Annotated in this window: 13 protein-coding genes; all 13 read right to left on the bottom strand. The window is 73.5% G+C overall.

Going from position 1 to position 17,196, the window contains the following annotated elements; translation table 11 throughout:
* Nucleotides 1-46: 46 nt before the first annotated feature.
* On the bottom strand, nt 47-955 hold the full coding sequence (locus ACFPP6_RS27060) for a universal stress protein (RefSeq protein ID WP_382047481.1): 909 nt from the start codon (nt 953-955) through the stop codon (nt 47-49).
* 254 nt (nt 956-1,209) lie between these two features.
* The gene (locus ACFPP6_RS27055) at nt 1,210-1,539 is read right to left on the bottom strand and encodes a hypothetical protein (RefSeq protein WP_382047479.1); all 330 of its coding nucleotides are present in this window, start codon (nt 1,537-1,539) and stop codon (nt 1,210-1,212) included.
* 104 nt (nt 1,540-1,643) lie between these two features.
* Nucleotides 1,644-3,680 carry a M6 family metalloprotease domain-containing protein gene (locus tag ACFPP6_RS27050; protein WP_382047476.1) on the bottom strand — a complete coding sequence of 679 codons (2,037 nt, stop codon included), beginning with the start codon at nt 3,678-3,680 and terminating at the stop codon, nt 1,644-1,646.
* A gap of 289 nt (nt 3,681-3,969) precedes the next feature.
* The gene (locus ACFPP6_RS27045) at nt 3,970-4,419 is read right to left on the bottom strand and encodes a hypothetical protein (RefSeq protein WP_382047473.1); all 450 of its coding nucleotides are present in this window, start codon (nt 4,417-4,419) and stop codon (nt 3,970-3,972) included.
* A 143-nt stretch (nt 4,420-4,562) separates the two neighbouring features.
* Nucleotides 4,563-5,726: an AAA family ATPase gene (locus ACFPP6_RS27040; RefSeq protein ID WP_382047471.1), complete on the bottom strand. Its 1,164-nt coding sequence runs from the start codon at nt 5,724-5,726 to the stop codon at nt 4,563-4,565.
* A gap of 89 nt (nt 5,727-5,815) precedes the next feature.
* Nucleotides 5,816-6,331, bottom strand: coding sequence for a flavin reductase family protein (locus tag ACFPP6_RS27035; protein ID WP_382047468.1), 516 nt, complete (start codon nt 6,329-6,331; stop codon nt 5,816-5,818).
* A 7-nt stretch (nt 6,332-6,338) separates the two neighbouring features.
* Complete coding sequence (locus ACFPP6_RS27030) at nt 6,339-7,250, bottom strand: DODA-type extradiol aromatic ring-opening family dioxygenase (protein WP_382047466.1); 912 nt, start codon at nt 7,248-7,250, stop codon at nt 6,339-6,341.
* A gap of 12 nt (nt 7,251-7,262) precedes the next feature.
* Nucleotides 7,263-8,237, bottom strand: coding sequence for a quinone oxidoreductase family protein (locus tag ACFPP6_RS27025; RefSeq protein WP_382047464.1), 975 nt, complete (start codon nt 8,235-8,237; stop codon nt 7,263-7,265).
* Nucleotides 8,237-10,144: an asparagine synthase (glutamine-hydrolyzing) gene (gene asnB, locus ACFPP6_RS27020; RefSeq protein ID WP_382047461.1), complete on the bottom strand. Its 1,908-nt coding sequence runs from the start codon at nt 10,142-10,144 to the stop codon at nt 8,237-8,239. Before asnB ends, ACFPP6_RS27025 begins: the two co-directional genes overlap by 1 nt.
* Nucleotides 10,145-10,179: 35 nt before the next feature.
* Nucleotides 10,180-11,694, bottom strand: a complete 1,515-nt coding sequence (locus ACFPP6_RS27015) for a 4-hydroxyphenylacetate 3-hydroxylase family protein (protein ID WP_382047458.1) — start codon at nt 11,692-11,694, stop codon at nt 10,180-10,182.
* Nucleotides 11,691-12,617: a TauD/TfdA dioxygenase family protein gene (locus ACFPP6_RS27010; protein ID WP_382047456.1), complete on the bottom strand. Its 927-nt coding sequence runs from the start codon at nt 12,615-12,617 to the stop codon at nt 11,691-11,693. The genes ACFPP6_RS27015 and ACFPP6_RS27010 overlap by 4 nt, the downstream gene beginning before the upstream one ends.
* Before the next feature lie 61 nt (nt 12,618-12,678).
* A complete protein-coding gene (locus tag ACFPP6_RS27005) occupies nt 12,679-13,713 on the bottom strand; it encodes an L-tyrosine/L-tryptophan isonitrile synthase family protein (RefSeq protein ID WP_382047453.1) in 1,035 nt (344 codons plus the stop codon).
* A 282-nt stretch (nt 13,714-13,995) separates the two neighbouring features.
* The gene (locus ACFPP6_RS27000) at nt 13,996-17,070 is read right to left on the bottom strand and encodes an AfsR/SARP family transcriptional regulator (protein ID WP_382047451.1); all 3,075 of its coding nucleotides are present in this window, start codon (nt 17,068-17,070) and stop codon (nt 13,996-13,998) included.
* Nucleotides 17,071-17,196 lie beyond the last annotated feature (126 nt).

Raw genomic sequence — 17,196 nt, 5'->3', positions numbered from 1 at the left:
GAGTGACTCCGTCTGGACAGCACGGCCCTGTGCGGATCCCCGCACGTCAGTTGTGCGGCACGACCGCGACGGGGGCGGTGGCGTGGTGCAGCACGGCGTGCGTGACGGGCCCGAGGCGCGCGCCGATCACCGAGCGGCGCGCGCGGCGGCCCACGACCACCAGGCAGGCCGTGGCGGAGGCTTCGGTGAGGTGTTCGCCGGGGCGGCCCACCACGCACTGCTCGTCGACCGGCACGCCAGGGTACTTGCCGCACCAGGGCCGCAGTGCGTCGGTGAGCGCCGTCGACTCGCGCGTGGCCAGGCCGGCGATGTGCCCCGGGTCGACCGCGGCCGGGTCGTAGCCGAACAGGGGCGGCAGGCTCCAGCCGTGCACGACCCGCAGGCGGGTACCGCGGGCCGCGGCCGCCTCGAAGGCGTAGGCGAACAGCTCGTCGCACGGGCGGGCGAGGTCCATGCCGAGGACCACGTCGCCGTACGCCTCCCCGCCGTACGTCCCCCGGCCGTGCGCCTCCTGTTCCTCCCCGGCCCGCTCCCCCGCCCGGACGAGCACGACCGGCCGCTCGGCGCGGGCGAGGACCGACATCGACACCGACCCCGTCAGGAAGCCGCTCAGGGTGCCGAGCCCCCGGGAGCCGAGCACCAGCACCTCGGCCTCCTTCGCGGCGGTCACCAGCCGCTCGACGGGACGCCCCTCCAGCTGCTCCGTGCGGATCTCCAGGCCGGGGTGCTCCTCGCCCAGCTGCCCGGACACCTCCGCGAGGAGGGAGCCCGCCCAGCTCGCGGGCTCGAACTCCGCTCCGCTCAGCGCCGCCAGGCCGTAGGTGGGCGACCAGTCCTCCAGCGCGTGCAGCAGCGTCAGCGGCAGCCCGCGCAGCCGGGCCTCGCGTGCGGCCCACTCGGCGGCGGCGAGCGATTCGGGCGAGCCGTCCAGTCCGGCGATGACGGTACGGGGCATGGCGTGCTTCCTCCGGGTGAGTACGGGATCGGCCGGCGCCACCGTCGTGCTGTCCGCGGCGCGTACCCACCGTCTCCCCGCGAGCGCCTCCCTCGCACGGGCCCAACGGTCCCCGGCCACCCGGCCGAACGGCCCCGCCGCCGCTGCACGCGCCAGTGGCCCGCCCGGGGTCCGTGAACCGGACCGGGTGGGCCACCGTTGTCTACGTCAGAGCAGGGTCGGAGTCGGAGTCAGGGCCGGGGCCGGGGCCGGGGTCAGATCGTCACGCAGATGCCGTCCTCGATGCTGCGGCCGTCGCGCTCCAGCCCGCCGCACACGAGCTTCGACTGCGCCTGCTCGTAGCCCACTTCCCACCGGTGGGAGGCCGCGTTGACCTTCGGCGAGTGGAAGTTGCCCCAGTAGGACCGCAGCGTCCCGGGCAGGCCGTCCTTGGTGCGCACCGTGATGTCCTGGACGAAGCGGTTGTGATGTGCCGTCATCACACAGATGTATTTGCCGCACTGGCTGTGCACCGCCGCGTTCGCGGGCGACGCCGCGACGAACCCGAAGGCCAGGGCGGCGAACACGGTCGCAATCTTCCTCATCACTTCCCCTTGCCGAAGTCACCGCACGCTCGTGTGCGGTTGATCGGCCTCAGTAGACCGGGCGCCCGGCAGGCAGGTCCCCTTTCAGGGGAGATTTCGCCTGATCAGGTGGACCTGCCCGGCTTCGTCAGCGAGCACGTGGCCCTGGCCGTCTTCTTCGGGTCGCTCTCCGAGCGCGCGGTGAGGACGACGGTGCCCTTCCGGTCCGCGCCCGACCCGGCCGTGACGGCGACGTCGACGGGGACCGAGGAGCCGGAGGCCGCGGCGGTCAGGCGGTTGGGGAGCCAGGCGGACCAGCCGCGCCCGGTGGCGGCGGCGGACAGCCGGTAGACGTCGGAGGACAGCGTGGGATCGCCCTGCGGGGCGGCCTTGCCGGTGTTGGCGAGGTCGAAGGTGCACACGGCCCGTCCCCCGGCGGGGTCGCTCTTCACCGTGCCGCGGCCGAGCGCGAGCCCGCGGGTCTGCGGCCCCGCGCCGTCCAGGGACTTGACGCCGATGTCGTAGGAGAGCACGCCGGTGGCGTCGCGCTGCACGTTCAGGACGTAGAAGTGCAGCCGGTTGGCCGCATCGACGTACTCGTAGGAGCTGCCGGAGTCGGCGCCCGCGTGGAAGAGCGCGTCGCTGAGCTGCCGGTAGTCCCCGATGGTGATCTTCTGCGGGGTGCCGTCGGGACGGGTGAAGTCCAGCAGGCCGATGTCCTCCGGGTGCGCGTCGACGACCCAGGCGAACGGGGCCCGGTCCGCGTTCTTGGTCTTGCTGAGCAGCACGCCGCTGTCCGGGGTGAAGGAGTCCATGCCCATGCGGTCGACGACCTCGACGGTGTAGTTGTCGTAGCCGCCGCCGTCGCACAGGGGGTCGGTGGTGCGGTCGCAGGCCGGGGACAGGTCGCGGCCCATGGTGATGTTGACGCCGGTGAGGCCCTTCTCGCCGGGCGGGGCCGAGCGTGCGGTGACTCGGGCGACGACGAGCCCGGAGTTCTTGAGGGCGTCGCGGTCCAGGCGCAGGACGTTCTTCTCGTCGACGATGCCGAGCTTCATCTTGTCCCGCAGGACGTGCTGGGCGCCCATGGAGCCGCCGGCGGTGGCGGGTATCTGCCAGCGGGTGTGCGGTCCGCCGGGGCCGTTGAACGAACCGCGGGAGAGCATGCCCCAGATGCCGGTGTAGGCGCGGCTGAGCGGGGTCCCGTAGGGGTTGTTGTAGTTGTCGCCGATGCCCAGGATGTGGCTGAGTTCGTGGGCGAACGTGGCCATGCCGGAGCTCTCGGCCTGGGTGGAGGAGCCGTTCGCCGCGTTGGGCCAGATGCGGGCGGCCGCCTGCCAGGACGTCCAGGGCACGTAGCGGGTCCTGGCGGAGTTGAGGCCGGAGGCGATGGGCGACGGCGGCCCCCAGGCGGCCGGCACGTCCCGTTCGGAGCGGAACTTCATCTGCCCGAACTCCTGCCAGGCGGAGGACTCGTCCACGCCCGCGGTGAGGTAGAAGACGAAGTCGAACTCGCCGGCCTTGTCGGCGCCCACCTCGTCGACCCAGGCCCGCTTGCCGTCGGCGCGGATGTCCTTGCCGCAGGTGTCGCCCACGGGGCACGCGCCGGGGTTCATGCCGGGCTCGATGCCGTACTGGTACGACTTCCACGGCATGCGGTACACGCCGAAGGAGGTCAGCCCGACGCCCATGCGGCCGCCGGAGTCCTCCATCCAGTACTCGTTGATGGTGTGGCCGTGGTTGAGCGCACCGGGCTTGTTGAGGAAGTCCTCGTAGAACTTCGGGACCTGCGCGCGGGGAATGCCGGACGCGGCGGGCAGCGGGTTGCCGAACCGCGCGGCGCCGGGCGGCTTGCTGACGGAGAACTCCTCGTCGGGGTAGTCCAGGAGGACCAGGGCCCCCTTGAACTTGCGCTGCGTGGGCTTGCGGTCCGGGTCGGCCCAGTTCGTGCCGGGGACCGACCGGTATTCGGCCCAGGTCATGTCGTCGGGGTTGCGCCAGTGCTGCGGATCGATCGGCTGGACGAGGGGGTGCGGCTTCCGGGATGCGGCATCGGGCGTCGCCCGGGCGGGGCCCGCGGCGACGGCGGCGACGACACCGAGGAGGAGGGCGACGACGCTGAGTCGGCGCAGTCGACGGACGCGTCTGCGGCGCAGGAACACGGCTCACCTCTTGAATTGGCAAGTTCATGACAAGCACTCATGGCAAGCGCTGTTTCGAGTGTGCCTACCGGGGCCACGGTAGAGCCGGGGGCAGCAGCGACGCCAGAGTGCCTGCGGGTTCCTCGTGGCGCCTACGCGTACGGCGCGGGCCGCGCGGGCGACGTCCGCACCCGCCGCGACGGGCCCGGCCGCCGCCCTCGCCCCGGCCGGGCTGCGACGACGACGGCTGCGAGCGCGATCACAGACATCCCACGGGGTTACGGAGCTATGGGATTACGGGGATATGAGGTTACGGCACCACGACCCGGTAGGCGCAGAGCCCGAGGACGCCGAGCACGCAGACGATCACCACCCAGGAGCCGAGGCCCGTGTGGCGGCGGCTCCCGCGGCCGGACCGGGCCTTCGCGGGGCGGCTGCCCTTCGCCTTGCCCGGCTCCGGGGGCGCGGGCGCGGCGGCGGTGTCGGCGAGGAGGCGGCGGCAGGCGGCGGCGAGTTCACCCGTGCCCGCCGACAGCGCCACGACCGCCTCCGAGCGCGCCGGGGCGGTGGTGCCGCCGTCCAGGATGCGGCCCGCGCGGACGAGTATCTCGTCCGCGCCGGCCGCGGGGGCGAGGCTGATCCAGCGCTGGACGTGCTCGCCCCGGATCACCACCTCCCCCGACCGGTCGCGGTAGACGATGTACTCCCGCCACAGCAGCCCGGCCAGTTCTTCCGCGGTCTCTCTCAGTCTCGCCCTCATGTGGTTCCCCCCACGCCTCAGGGCCCGCTGCACGGCGCGGCCCATCCGATCGAACAAACGCCGCATTCTAGCTGCGGGGACTGACATCGACCGTCCCCCGCCCAGGGCTCCCTGCCGGGCGCCTTACGGGGCCTGGCGGGGCGTCAGCGCTTGGGCCAGTGCCACAGGGGCTCGTCGAGGAGGCTTTCGCGGCCCGCGACGTCCGTCTGGCCGAGGGCGTCCTTGACCAGGGCGATCGAGTTGACGTCCAGCCGGTGGCGCGGGGCGCCGGCGCGGAGGGCGTCGGCCAGCTCCGGGGCGTGCGTGACGACCACGATCTGGGTGTCGCGGGTGGCGGTGAGGATCAGGTCGGCCAGCGGGGGCAGCAGGTCGGGGTGGAGGCTGGACTCCGGCTCGTTGAGGACGAGCAGCGCGGGCGGGCGCGGGGTGAGCAGCGCCGCGGTCCACAGCAGATAGCGCAGCGTGCCGTCGGAGAGCTCGGCCGCGCCGAGCGGGCGCAGCAGGCCGCGCTGGTGCAGCTTGAGCTCGAACCGGCCGCCCTCGCTGACGATCTCCACCCTGCTGCCGGGGAACGCCGCGTCCACGGCGGCGTCCAGGGCCTCGTGGTCGCCGGTCTCACGGATGGTCTGCAGGGCGGCCGCCACGTCCGATCCGTCGTGGCCGAGCACCGGGGTGCGGGTGCCGATCTGTGCGCTGCGGGCCGGGGCCTGCGCGTCGGTGCGCACGTGGTCGTAGAACCGCCAGGAGCGCATGTGCTCGCGCAGCCGCAGCAGGTCGGGGGCGAGCTGCGGGTCGGCGAGCTCGCTGAGCATGCTGTCGTAGGGGCGGACGGCGTTCACCGAGTCGTGCCAGCCGCCGCTCGCCGTGCGGGTGCGCACGGCGGGCCCGGAGCGGTCGGAGAGCAGCGCGGCCGGGCGCAGCACGGGGCCGGCCCAGGTGCACTCCCGCTTGATCTCGGGGTCCAGGTTGAACATGGACGGCGCGCCCGTGCTGCCGGAGGTCGGTATCGGGTGCCCGAAGTCCACCGCGTAGCCGAATTCGTCCCCGGCGAACCCGAGCCGGAGGCTCGCGGCCGGGGAGCGCCCGCTGCCCTTCCGCTCCCCCGCCCACAGCGTCGAGGCCAGCCCGCCCTCACGCGCCAGCGCCGCGACCGCACCCCCGCGCGCCGAGTCGGCGAGCAGCCGCAGGGCCCGGTAGAGGCTGGACTTTCCGGTGGCGTTCGCCCCGGTGATCACGTTGAGCCGGCCCAGGGGAACGATCAGCCGGCGCAGGGATCGGTAGTTCTCGACGGCGACAGTAGTGAGCATCGGACCTCTCGGCACATCGCGGTGGATCTTTCGTTCAGTGTGCCAAGGGGGTCTGACATCACCCTGAAGCCGCGCCCCTGCGCCCCCTGCTACAGCCCCCTGAGCTGCCCTTCGTAGAAGACCAGCGGCCGCCCGCCCTCCCGGTACTCGGCCTCCTCGACCCGTCCCACGACGAGCACGTGGTCTCCCCCGTCGTACGCGGCCCACGGCGTGCAGGCGAGCGTCGCGAGCGAGCCCGCGAGGCGGGGCGCGAGGCCGGTGGGCGGGCGGGGCGCCCACCGGGGCGCCCACCGGGGTGCCGACCGGGGTGCCGACCGGGGCGGTGCCTCCGCCCGCCGGCCCGCGAAGTGCTCGGCGAGGTCCTTCTGGTCCTCGCCGAGCACGTTCACCGTGAACGGCCTGCCCTCGGGCCGGCCGGCGAGGTGCCGGCCGGCCTTGCTGCGGCGGTGGAGGGAGACCAGCACCGGCGCGGGGTCCAGCGAGACCGCCGTGAAGGCGTTGACGGTGGCCCCGTGCGGGGCGCCGTCGACGTCGCACGTCACCACCGTGACGCCGGTGGCGAAGTGCCCCAGGCAGGTCCGCAGCAGCCGTTCGTCGGTGAGCACCGGTCCGTCACCTTCCCCCGCCGCCGGCCGGCAGGTCGAACCAGAGGTGGACCTGGCCGGTCCCGATCCCGTTCTCGTACGCGCCGAACCGGCGGCCGCGCGCCGTGCACGCCTCGCCGCCCAGCGTGCCCGCCAGCATCAGGTAGTGGCCGAACCGCGCCTCGGGCGCGTACCGCAGGTACTCCGGCATCGTCCGGATCACCTGGTCGTGCCGGCCCGCCTCCAGCCAGGCGATCCGCTGTTCGTCCGCCGCCCGTGCCTCGGCGGTGACGATGTTGGCGGGGTCCGCGGCCATGCGGTTGCGCAGCTCGGCGAGCGGCCAGAAGCGGTGGGAGAGGCCGCCCGAGGCGAGCAGCAGCACCTTGCGGTCGAGGCCGCCCACGGCCTCCCCCACGATCCGGCCGATCGTCAGGAAGTCCTCGGTGGTCGCCGTCTGGCAGACGGAGACGGAAACCCAGGGCTTGCCGCCCGCCGTTCCCGCGCCGGCGCCCTGCCCGAGGTACGTCCAGAGGTTGAGCGTCGCGTAGTGGATCGGCAGGTGGGGGTCGTCGTTGGCGGCGATCCACACCTTCCTCTCCTCCGCCAGCGCGGCGACCGCGTGGGCCAGTTCCGGGTCGCCGGGGAGGTCGTACGGGAGCCGGCTGATCGCGCCCGGCATCTCGTCGGAGGTGAACAGGCCCGTACGGCGCGGGTGGGCGGTGATGACGGCCTCGGTCGTCGTCGCCCAGTGGGAGTCGAAGACCACGACGGTGTCGTACTCCAGCGGGTTCTCCGCCGGATCGGTCACCTCGCGCCGGAGCTGCTCCAGGCCGGTGGCGAGCGTGAAGTCGCTGCCGCCGTTGGCCTCGGTCCGGGCGGGCTCGGGGAACATGATGACGGGCGCGTGCGAGAGCAGGCCCGCACCGGCGATGTCGCCCATGGGCGGTCTCCTTTACGGGATGAGGAGGAGCTTTCCGGAGGTGCGGCGGGAGGCGAGGTCGGTGTGTGCGCGGTGCGCCTCGGCGAGGGGGTAGGTGCCCGCGACGGTGAACGTCAGCGTGCCGTCGGCGATGCCCCGGAACACCTCGCCCGCCCGCCGTTCGAACTCCTCGACGGTGGCCCGGAAGTGCTCCAGGTAGGGCCGGGTCAGGGTCAGCGAGCCGCCCCACAGCAGCCGCATCACGTCGACGGGCGGCACGGCGCCGCTGGCACCCCCGAAGAGGACCAGCGTGCCACGGGTGCGCAGCGAGGCGAGGCTCGCGTCGAAGGTGGCGGCGCCGACGCCGTCGTAGACCGCGTGGACGCCCTCCCCGCCGGTGAGCGCGCGGACTCCGGCGGCCAGGTCGTCGGTCCCGGTGTAGCGGATGACCTCGTCGGCGCCGTTGGCGCGGGCGGTGCGTTCCTTCTCCTGCGTGGAGACGGTGCCGATGACGCGGACGCCGCGCCGCTTGAGCATCTGGGTGAGCAGCAGGCCGACACCGCCGGCGGCGGCGTGGACGAGGACCGTCTCGCCCTCCCGGGCCGGGTAGGAGTCGTGGGCGAGGAAGTGGGCGGTCATGCCGTGGACGAGCACGCCGCCGGCCGTTCGCAGGTCGATGGCGTCGGGCACGGCGATGGCCTTGTCCTCGGGTACGAGGACGCGTTCGGCGTAGCTGCCGAGCACGGTCGTCCAGGCGACGCGGTCGCCGGGCACGAAGCGGGTGACTCCGGGGCCGACGGCCAGGACGGTGCCGGAGCCCTCCTCGCCGGGCACGCAGGGGACGGGCAGCGGATAGCGGCCCTCGCGCCGGTAGAGGTCGATGAAGTTGACTCCGGCCGCGGCGAGTCCGACGAGGATCTGCCCTTCGCCGGGCTGCCCGGGATCGGGCCTCTCCACGTAGAGCTGGACCTCGGGACCGCCGGTCTCGCGGATCTCGATCGCGTGCATCAGTGCGTTCCCTTCGCGTCGGTCGGCCCGGCCACACCGGTCGGCCCGGCCACATCGGTCAGTTCGATGTCGTACGTACGCAGCCAGTCGTCCATCCGGACCGTGGACTCCACGAGGATCCGTTCGAACTCGGACAGGCTGCCGGTGGCCGTCCTGGCGGTCATCCGCCGTACCGCGTCGCCGTCGAGGAACGGGCTGAGCGGCGCGTCCCCGTCGCCCGCCGCGGCGGCGAGCCCGGTGATGAGGGACCGGTCGTAGGCGGGGTCCTGGATGGAGGGGTAGGCGGCCTTCCTGCGGCGCAGCACCGACTGCGGCAGGAGGCCGGAGGCGGCTTCCCGCAGCAGCGCCTTCTCCTGGCCGCTGAAGGTCTTCATCTCCCAGGGGATGTTGAAGACGTACTCGACGAGGCGGTGGTCGCAGAACGGCACCCGCCCTTCCAGGCCGCTGGCCATGCCCATGCGGTCCTTCTTGTCGAGCAGGATGGGCAGCCAGCGGGTCAGGGTCAGGTGGCCCAGTTCGCGGGTGCGCCGGTCCTCGGCACTCTCACCGTCGAGGACGGGGACCTCGGCCAGCGCCGTGCGGTGGAGGTCGGCCTCGTACTCCGCCAGGTCGATCCCGTCGACGAACCAGGGGTGGAACAGCGACCGCGGGTCGAGGCCGCGGTGGGCGCCCAGCTTGAGCCAGGGGAAGGTCTCGGCCTTGCGCGCCTCGGGGTCGGAGAACCACAGGTAGCCGCCGAAGACCTCGTCCGCGCCCTCTCCGGAGAGCGCCACGGTGGCGTGCTGCCGGACGGCGGCGAAGAGCAGGTACAGCGAGACGTCGAGGTCGGCGAAGTTGAACGGCAGGTCCCAGGCGCCGAGGACGGTGCGGCGGACGGCCGGGGCGAGCAGGCGGGTGCGGTCGAGGACGATCTCGTGGTGGTCGCTGCCGACGTGCCGGGCGACTTCGAGGGCGTACGGCCCGTCGGGGGTGGGGCGGATGGCGTCGGCCCGGAAGTTCTCGGTGTGGCCGGTGAAGTCGACGGAGAAGGTGGACAGGCGGTCGCCGTCGGCGGCGCGCGCCCGGGCCGCGAGGGCGGTGACGGTGCTGGAGTCGAGCCCTCCGGACAGCAGGGAGACCAGGGGCACGTCCGCGACCATCTGCCGGGGGACGATGTCGTCGAGCAGCTCGCGGACGGTGGCCACGGTGGTCCGCAGGTCGTCGGTGTGCGGGCGGGCCTCCAGGGCCCAGTAGCGCTCCTCGGTGATCCCGTCACGGCCGGCCCGCAGCAGGTGGCCGGGCTTCAGTTCGCGCATGCCGCGGAAGGGCACGCGTCCGGGGGTGCGCAGGAACAGCAGCGCGTCGCACAGCTCCTCCGCCCCGGCTGAGGCGTCGGCCAGGGGGTTGGCGAGGACGGCCTTGGGCTCGGAGCCGAAGAGCAGGCCGTCGGCCGTGGGGTGGTAGAAGAGCGGCTTGACGCCCAGCCGGTCCCGCACCAGGAGCAGCTCCTCGCGGGCGGTGTCCCAGATGGCGATGGAGTACATGCCGTTGAGGCGGCGGGCGAAGTCCGTGCCCCACTGCAGGTAGGCGCGCAGGGCCACTTCCGTGTCGCTGCGGGTGGTGAACCGGTGCCCGAGGAGGACGAGTTCCTCGCGCAGCTCGCGGAAGTTGTAGATCTCGCCGCCGTAGGAGATCACGGCGCGGGGCCGGTCGCCGCCGGGGCCGGGCTCCGGGGTGCGCATGGGCTGCGTACCGTGTTCGAGGTCGATGACGGCGAGCCGCCGGTGTCCCAGGGCGGCGTGGGTGTCCAGCCACACGCCGCGGGCGTCCGGCCCGCGCGGGGCCAGGGTGTCGGTCATGGCGTCCACGGTCCGCTGTTCGGCCGTGAGGTCGCGGCCGAAGGCGACCCAGCCGGTGATGCCGCACATGGTCGTGCTCCGTTCTCGGTCGGTGTGGGCGGGTCTCAGTCGGTGTGGGCGGGGTCGCGCCAGGGGCCGCGGCGCCAGCCGTCGATGTCGTAGTCGTCGAGGCAGTCCTGGACGAGCGCCTCGTAGCGGGCGAGGCTGCCGCGCCCGGTCGCCCAGCGGAGCGCGTCGAGGCGGACCTGTTCCCCGTTGCCCGAGTAGTTGCGCTCGTACAGCTCGTGCCGGCCGCCGAACTCGGTGCCGATCGCGTCCCACACCAGCTTGAGGAGCTTGATCCGGTCGAGGGCCGAGGTGTCCGCGCCGCGGTAGAAGCGGTCGATGAGCGGCCGCAGTTCGGGGTTGGCCAGGTCGCGGGCGCTGGAGGGCACGGCGAGGGGCGCCCCGCCCAGCGTGGTCTCGAACAGCTCGTGGACGCGGTCCCACACCTGGGCGTTGTACATCCGCATCGCGGAGGCGTGCTCCAGGCGGGGCACGACCGTGCCGCCGCTGCCCGGCTCGGGGTCGTGGGCCATGGCCGACGTCAGCGCCCACACCATGTCCCGCATGGTGACGACCTCGCCCACGGCCGCCTGGACGCCGCGGAACTCGTCGGTGCCGTTGGCCCGGGTGCCGCGGGCGAGCAGCCCGGCCATGAGCTCCAGCTTCACGCTCAGCCGGACGCCGGACTGGAAGTTGTACAGATTCGGGAAGCCGGACGTGGCGTAGAAGCCGGTGGCGCGCTTGACGTCCCGGTAAACGAGGACGTCCTCCCAGGGGATCAGCGCCTCGTCGAGCAGGAGCACGCTGTCGTTCTCGTCGAAGCGGCTGCTGAGCGGGGCGTCGAAGGGGCTCGCGGCGTGCTGCGCGTAGGGGGTGCGGCAGACGAGCTTCACGCCCGGGTTGTCCATGCGGACGAAGAAGACCAGCGCGAAGGCCTCCGCCTTGCCGGGCGCGAGGGCCGCCGATCCGACGGGGGCGACGAAGCCCGCGTTGGTGATGGCCGACCCCGTCGCCAGCATCTTCGCCCCGCTGACCACGACGCCCGCGTCCGTCTCGCGCACGGCGCGCACGAACACGTCCTCCATGTCGTGGATCGCCCGCTTGCGGTCCACGGGCGGGTTGATGATGACGTGGTTGAGGTAGAGCGCCTTGCGGGCGAACTCGGTGTACCAGGCGGCGGCGTTGGGGGCGAACTGGCCGTAGTAGCCGGCGTTGACGCCGAGGCCGGCCATGAAGGAGGCCTTGTACTCGGGGGTGCGCCCGAGGAATCCGTAGCTCATCCTCGCCCACGTGGCGATGGCCTCGCGGGCCTCCACCAGATCGGCCGCCGAGCGGCTGGGCTTGAAGAACTTGTGCGTACGGATCCCCGTGGCCTCGTCGACGCCGGTGAGGACGCCGGAGGTGGCCGGGTCGTGCAGGGCGTCGTAGAGGCGGGCCACCGACAGGGCGGAGTTGCGGAAGGCGGGGTGGCGGGTGACGTCCTTGACGCGGTCCCCGTCCAGGTACACCTGGCGGCCGTCGCGCAGGCTCTCCAGGTACTCGTCACCCGTCATCAGGCTGCCGGTGGTGGTCATCGGACCAGCCCCGGGTTGTCGAGCGCCGGGGTGCCGAGCACCTGGACGCGGCGCAGGTGCCGGGGGGCGCCGCTGGTGAAGGCGTTCCGGCCGTGCAGCAGCGTGTAGTTGTCGGCGAAGACCATGTCGCCCGTCCGCCAGCTGTGGGCGTAGAAGTGCGCCGGGTCGTACAGCGCGGCCCGCAGGGTGCGGTGCGTCTCGGCGATGCCTTCGTCCGGCAGGCCCGTGAACTGCAGGTCGGGGTGGTTGACGAACCCGGCATCGTCGGCGGCCGTGGGCTCGTTGTAGCGGATGACCGGGGCGCCGTGGACGGGGTGCGTGGTCACGATCGGCGAGACGGTGACGCTGTTGTAGAACTCCATCGCGCGGTGGTAGGTGCCGGTCACCCGCGACCACCGGTCGACGGTCCGCGGGTCGGTGCGCTCCAGCACGGCGGTGGTGTGGGAGAAGGTCGTCTCGCCGCCGTTCTCCGCTCCGGGGGCGTTCACGCACTGGAAGACCTGGAACTCCGGGATCTGTTCGCGGTACATGCCGTCCCAGTGCATCGGCATGTAGCTGGAGTCGAAGATGTGGTCCTCGGGCTTCTCCTGCTCGACGAGTTCGAGGACGGTGCCGAAGGGCCACACGCTGGGCTCGCCCCAGCGCTCGCAGTAGGCGGAGAGCTCGTCCGGACCGTCGAAGGAGTCGAAGTCGCGCAGCAGTACGAGGTGATGCTCGCGGACGAGGGAGCGCAGCGGTGCAACGGGCAGGTCGCGGACGTGCAGGCCCGGCTCCAGCGCCTGTATCGCCAGGCCGAAGGGTTCGATCGGCGCGACGCCGTAGCGCAGGTCGGTGAGGACGTCGTCCACGGCTGTGGCCGCGTCGACCGCGGCCGTGCGGGGGGTGTCCGCGTCGTGCTCGGCTGTCACGTGCTCAGCGGTCATGGGAGCTCTCCTGTGGGGGTGAGAGGAATGAGGGGGGATGCGCCGGAGGTGCGCCGGGCGGTTACGCGCAGGCCTGGTTCCAGGGGTCGCGGTGGTGCGCGGGCGCAGGCCCGGGAACGGCGGCGGACCGGGGGACGGCGGGCTCGACGGCCGGCTCCAGCACGTAGTGGCTGGGGCTTCCGTCCGCGAGGACCAGCTCCGCGCCGGCCTCCTCGGCCTCCGCGCGCTTCATGAGCGTGAAGCGCCCGCCGGACGCGACCGCGACGCTGTGCCAGGGCGTCAGCCAGGTGTCGGGGGTGTCGGCGAGCAGGATGCCGACCTTCCCCGTGCTGCACGGCTGCGGGTGGATGGACAGGCGGATCGCCATGGGGAAGAGCTGATCCAGCAGGTTTCCCCACGCCCGGCTGCGCTGGATGACGTGGTACGCGAGGTCGCGGCACTTGCGCTGCAGGGCGGAGCGGGTTCCCGTGTAGCCGGGGCCGGACAGGTCCTCCAGCATGAAGCGGGTGATGCCCCGGTACATGGCGAGCGGGGCGCCCCCGGCCCGCACCTCCTCGCGCAGTTCGTCCGGCGTCGGCGCGTGGCCGGCGGAGAGCATGCTGCGCATGTCCTCGTGCCCGGCGCCGCGGTAGACGTCGTCGAGGCTGAACTGTTCGAGGTGGGTGGCGCCGATCCTCTTGATCATCGCGTCGAGTGCGCGTGCGTAGGCGGTGACGTTCTCGTCGCTCACGCCGAGCAGGTCGTTGAAGACCCGCCCGTCGGAGCAGATGAGGATGGCGGCTCCCGGCGGGTGGACCTCGCCGATGCGCTCGCACAGCTCGTTCAGGAAGCGCAGGGCGAGTTCCTCGGCCAGGTCCGGCAGCGGGCCGAGCACCTTGGCCGGGTTCGGGGACTTCGTGGGGAAGGCCGGGAGAACGAATTCGATGCGCCGGCCGGCTTCCATGGCGCTGCGCACCGCGTCCAGGTGGTGCCTGACGCACCGCAGGCAGACCCGCCCGGTGCAGCCGCCCTCCCGCATTCTGCGCTGGTGGGACAGGACCTCCCGGATGACTTCTACGGCGGCCAGTTCGATATCGGGTGCGGCCGGTTCGGACACCGCGCCTCCCTTCGTGGACTGCGCACCACCGTGATGGGCGGGCGCATGAGAAGCGCATGAGAAGCGCACAAGGGAGGCAGACGGTGCCTTCGGCCGTGATGCTGCCCTGCCTGCGTACGTGGGCGTGGGCGTGCAGCGGCAGTGCACACGTGCAGGGGTGGCGCGGGTGCAGGCCCGGAGGCGGCGGCACAGGTCTTTGCGAACAGCGGCGCGGGCTGGGGGGCCGGTCCGCCCGCGTCGTGGCCTTCAAGTTGCGGCGCGGGCCTTCAGGGCGGGCTCAGGTCACCGTTCGGCGGGGCCCGCATCCCGTGTGAGGCCGGCGAGCTCCTGCTGGGCGCGTTCGGCCCAGGACGGCATGCGCAGGCTGCGGAATCCGGTCAGCGCGGCGGTGAGGTGGCTCACGGCCCGCCCGGGGTCCCCCAGTGCGGCGTGGGTGCTGCCCAGCCACAGGGCGGTGAGCGCCTCGCCGCGGCGTTCGCCGAGTTCGGTGAAGACAGCCGCAGCCTCGTCGAGCGGGGCGAGCGCCCACGCGGCCTGGCCGGGGCCGCCGAGCTCGGTGTGCATCCGGCCCAGGGCCAGCAGTGCGTATGCCTCGCCGGGGCGGTGGCGCACCGCCCGGTACTCGGCCAGGGCCCGGTGCAGGTGGCGGGCGGCCCGTTCGGCGCGGCCGTGACCGATCTCCGCCCAGGCGAGCAGCTGCAGGACGTCGGCGAGGGCGAGCGGGTGCCCGAGGCGCTCGGCGGTCGCGACGGCCGGTTCGAGGGCGTCGACGGCTTCGGCTTCGCGCTCCTGGCAGACGAGCGCGAAGGCCAGGCTGCGCAGGGCCATGACGTGGCCGTGCTTGTCGCCCAGCCGGTTCATCACGGCCGCGGCGGACGCGGCGTCGTCGTGGGCGAGTCCGGCCATGCCCCGGTCGGCGATCGCGAAGCTGCGGTGGATCCGCAGGCGGGCGGCGTGGTGCTCCTCGCCCAGCGCGTCGAGCTGTTCGACGGCGGAGGCGTAGCGGGTCATCGCGTCGTCGACCCGGCCCCGTACGGCGCAGGCCCGGGCGAGGGAGCCCTGAGCGACGGCAGCCGCGACGGGGTCGCCGTCGGCCGTGGCACGGTCGAGTGCGACGCGGGCGACCTGCTCCCACTCGTCCCACCAGTTCCGCAGGTGGCACACGTCCTCCAGCGCGGCGGCGAGCCCGGCGGTCTGCGGGCCGTATCCTGCGCCCGCGGCGAACCCGACGGCGGTGACGAGGTTCGTCCGCTCGCTCTCCAGCCATCCGACGAGGTCGCCGGCCTCGCCGGGCCGGTGCCCGCCGGTGCCTCTGCGGATGACCTGCTCCCCTGCCGTGCGCACGCGCGCGAGCCAGCCGTCCAGGACCCGGGCGACCGCGGCCCTGCGCCACGAGCGGGGCTCGTCGGCGCCGGCGCGCTCGGCCGCGTAGGCGTGCAGGAGGTCGTGCATGCGGTAGCGCGGCTGTCCGTGCGCGCCGACCGACTCGATCTGTACGAGGTTGGCGTCGATGAGCGCGTCGGTGGCGCGGTCGGCCGCCACGACGGCGGAGGGGCAGGAGCCCGCCGCGGAGCCGTCCTCGGGGCCGCCTGCAGAGCCGGCTGCCGCGGATCCGTCGGCGTCGAGCAGGGCGGAGAGCGCCCAGCCGGGGAACTCGGGTGAGGGGAGCAGCCCGACGGCGCGGAAGGCGCGGGCGGCGTCGGGCGCCAGGCCGTGGTAGCTGGCGGCGACGCAGGTGCGGACGGCGAGGTCCCCGACGGTGAGCTCGGCCAGCACGCCCCGCTCGTCGGCGAGGCGGTCGGCGAGCCTGCGGACCTGCCAGTCCGGGCGGCTGGCGAGCCGCGCCGCCGCGACGCGCAGCGCCAGGGGCAGGCCGGCGCAGGCGGCGAGGATCCGCCCGGTGGCCTCCGGCTCGGCAGCGAGCCGCCGCGGGCCGACGATGCGCCGCAGCAGGTCCTGCGACTCCTCGTCGTCGAAGGGGTCGACGTCGATCAGGCGCGCGTCCGTCAGCCCGGCCAGCCGTGCCCGGCTGGTGACGAGGGCCGCGCTGCCCGGGGTGCCGGGGAGCAGCATGCGGATCTGGGCCTCGTCGCGCGCGTCGTCGAGCAGGACGAGCACCTTGCGGTCGGCCAGCAGCGAGCGGTACAGCGCCGCCCGGTCCTCCGTGGCCTCGGGGATGGAGGACCCGGCGACGCCCAGGCTGAGGAGCAGGTCCGCGAGGATGACGCCGGGCGGGCGCTGGGGGCCGCGGGTGCCGTCGAGGTGCAGGAACAGCCGGCCGTCGGGGAACTCGTTGCGCAGGTGGTGGGCCAGGCGGGTGGCCAGAGCGGTCTTGCCGACGCCGGGGAGGCCGGTGAGGATCGCGACGGGCACGGCGCAGGGTGTGGTGCGGGGCCGTTCGGGGCCGGGTCTGAGCAGCCCCGCCACGTGGTCGACCAGCCGGCTCCGTCCTACGAAGTCGGAGTCGTCGGAGGGTACTTGGACGGTCGGCTGCCAGAGGTCCGCGGGGCGGGCGGGCTGCGCGGGGGCGGCGGGGGGCCGGGGCGCGCCCAGTTGCGGGTCCCTGGTGAGGACCGCGTGGTGCAGTCTGCGGAGTTCGTCGCCGGGTTCGATGCCGAGTTCGTCGCGCAGGGCGGAGCGGGCGAGGGCGTAGGACTGCAGCGCGTCGCCCGGGTGCTGGGAGCGGTACTGCGCGGTCATCAGCTTGGCCCACAGCGACTCGCGCAGCGGGTGACGGGCCGTCTCCGCCTTCAGGAGGCCGACCACCTCGCGGGGCTCGCCCAGTGCGAGGCGGGCTTCGGCGTAGTCCTCGAAGGCGGCCAGCCGCGACTCCTCGAGCCGGGCGACCTCGCCGAGCAGGACGTCGTGGTGCGCCACCCCTTCGAAGGGACTGCCGCGCCACAGGTCCAGCGCCTCCTGCAGGGCGTCGGCCGCCGGCCGGTGCTCGTCCGCTCCGAGGGCGGCGCGGCCGCGGGCGACGAGGACCTCGAACCGGTGCAGGTCCACCTCGCCGGGGAACACGCGCAGGCAGTAGCCGCCGTTGCCCTGGCTCAGCCGGTCCTCGCCGCCGCCGGGCGCGGGGCCGCCGGGGTCCCGGCCGTTCTCCGGTCCGGAGGCGGGGCTGAGCACCTTGCGCAGGACGGCGGCGTAGCTGCGGAGGTTGGCCTGGGCCGAGGCGGGAGGGGCCTCGCCCCAGACGGCGTCGCACAGCCGGTCCGCGGAGACGGCGGTGTTGGCGTTGACGAGCAGCATGGCGAGCAGGGTCCGCTGCTTCGGCCCCCCGAGCGGGAGAACGCGGCCGTCGGCGACGGCTGCGAGAGGCCCCAGCACCTTGAACTCGACACGCGCGAGCACCACCGCATGACCGCCCTTCAGCTGTGCAAGATTCGAACATCGGCGAATCCGACAACCATAGGCGCTGCGCGGGGTGAGATCTTCCGCTTACGGTTTCGCGCCACGGCGGGGGGCGGGCCGCCGTCGGCG

Source organism: Streptomyces aureoversilis (assembly GCF_042657885.1).
Classification (GTDB): Bacteria; Actinomycetota; Actinomycetes; order Streptomycetales; family Streptomycetaceae; genus Streptomyces; species Streptomyces aureoversilis.
Note: the sequence above shows the minus strand (reverse complement) of the source record. Positions and strands in the feature narration are given on the sequence as shown.

Excerpts from the sequence above, each read along its gene's own strand:
- ACFPP6_RS27010 (WP_382047456.1), bottom strand. The coding sequence starts at position 12,617 with ATGACCGCTGAGCACGTGACAGCCGAGCACGACGCGGACACCCCCCGC.
- asnB (WP_382047461.1), bottom strand. The coding sequence starts at position 10,144 with ATGTGCGGCATCACCGGCTGGGTCGCCTTCGGCCGCGACCTCACGGCC.
- ACFPP6_RS27045 (WP_382047473.1), bottom strand. The coding sequence starts at position 4,419 with ATGAGGGCGAGACTGAGAGAGACCGCGGAAGAACTGGCCGGGCTGCTG.
- ACFPP6_RS27040 (WP_382047471.1), bottom strand. The coding sequence starts at position 5,726 with ATGCTCACTACTGTCGCCGTCGAGAACTACCGATCCCTGCGCCGGCTG.
- ACFPP6_RS27060 (WP_382047481.1), bottom strand. The coding sequence starts at position 955 with ATGCCCCGTACCGTCATCGCCGGACTGGACGGCTCGCCCGAATCGCTC.
- ACFPP6_RS27015 (WP_382047458.1), bottom strand. The coding sequence starts at position 11,694 with ATGACCACCACCGGCAGCCTGATGACGGGTGACGAGTACCTGGAGAGC.
- ACFPP6_RS27055 (WP_382047479.1), bottom strand. The coding sequence starts at position 1,539 with ATGAGGAAGATTGCGACCGTGTTCGCCGCCCTGGCCTTCGGGTTCGTC.
- ACFPP6_RS27025 (WP_382047464.1), bottom strand. The coding sequence starts at position 8,237 with ATGCACGCGATCGAGATCCGCGAGACCGGCGGTCCCGAGGTCCAGCTC.
- ACFPP6_RS27030 (WP_382047466.1), bottom strand. The coding sequence starts at position 7,250 with ATGGGCGACATCGCCGGTGCGGGCCTGCTCTCGCACGCGCCCGTCATC.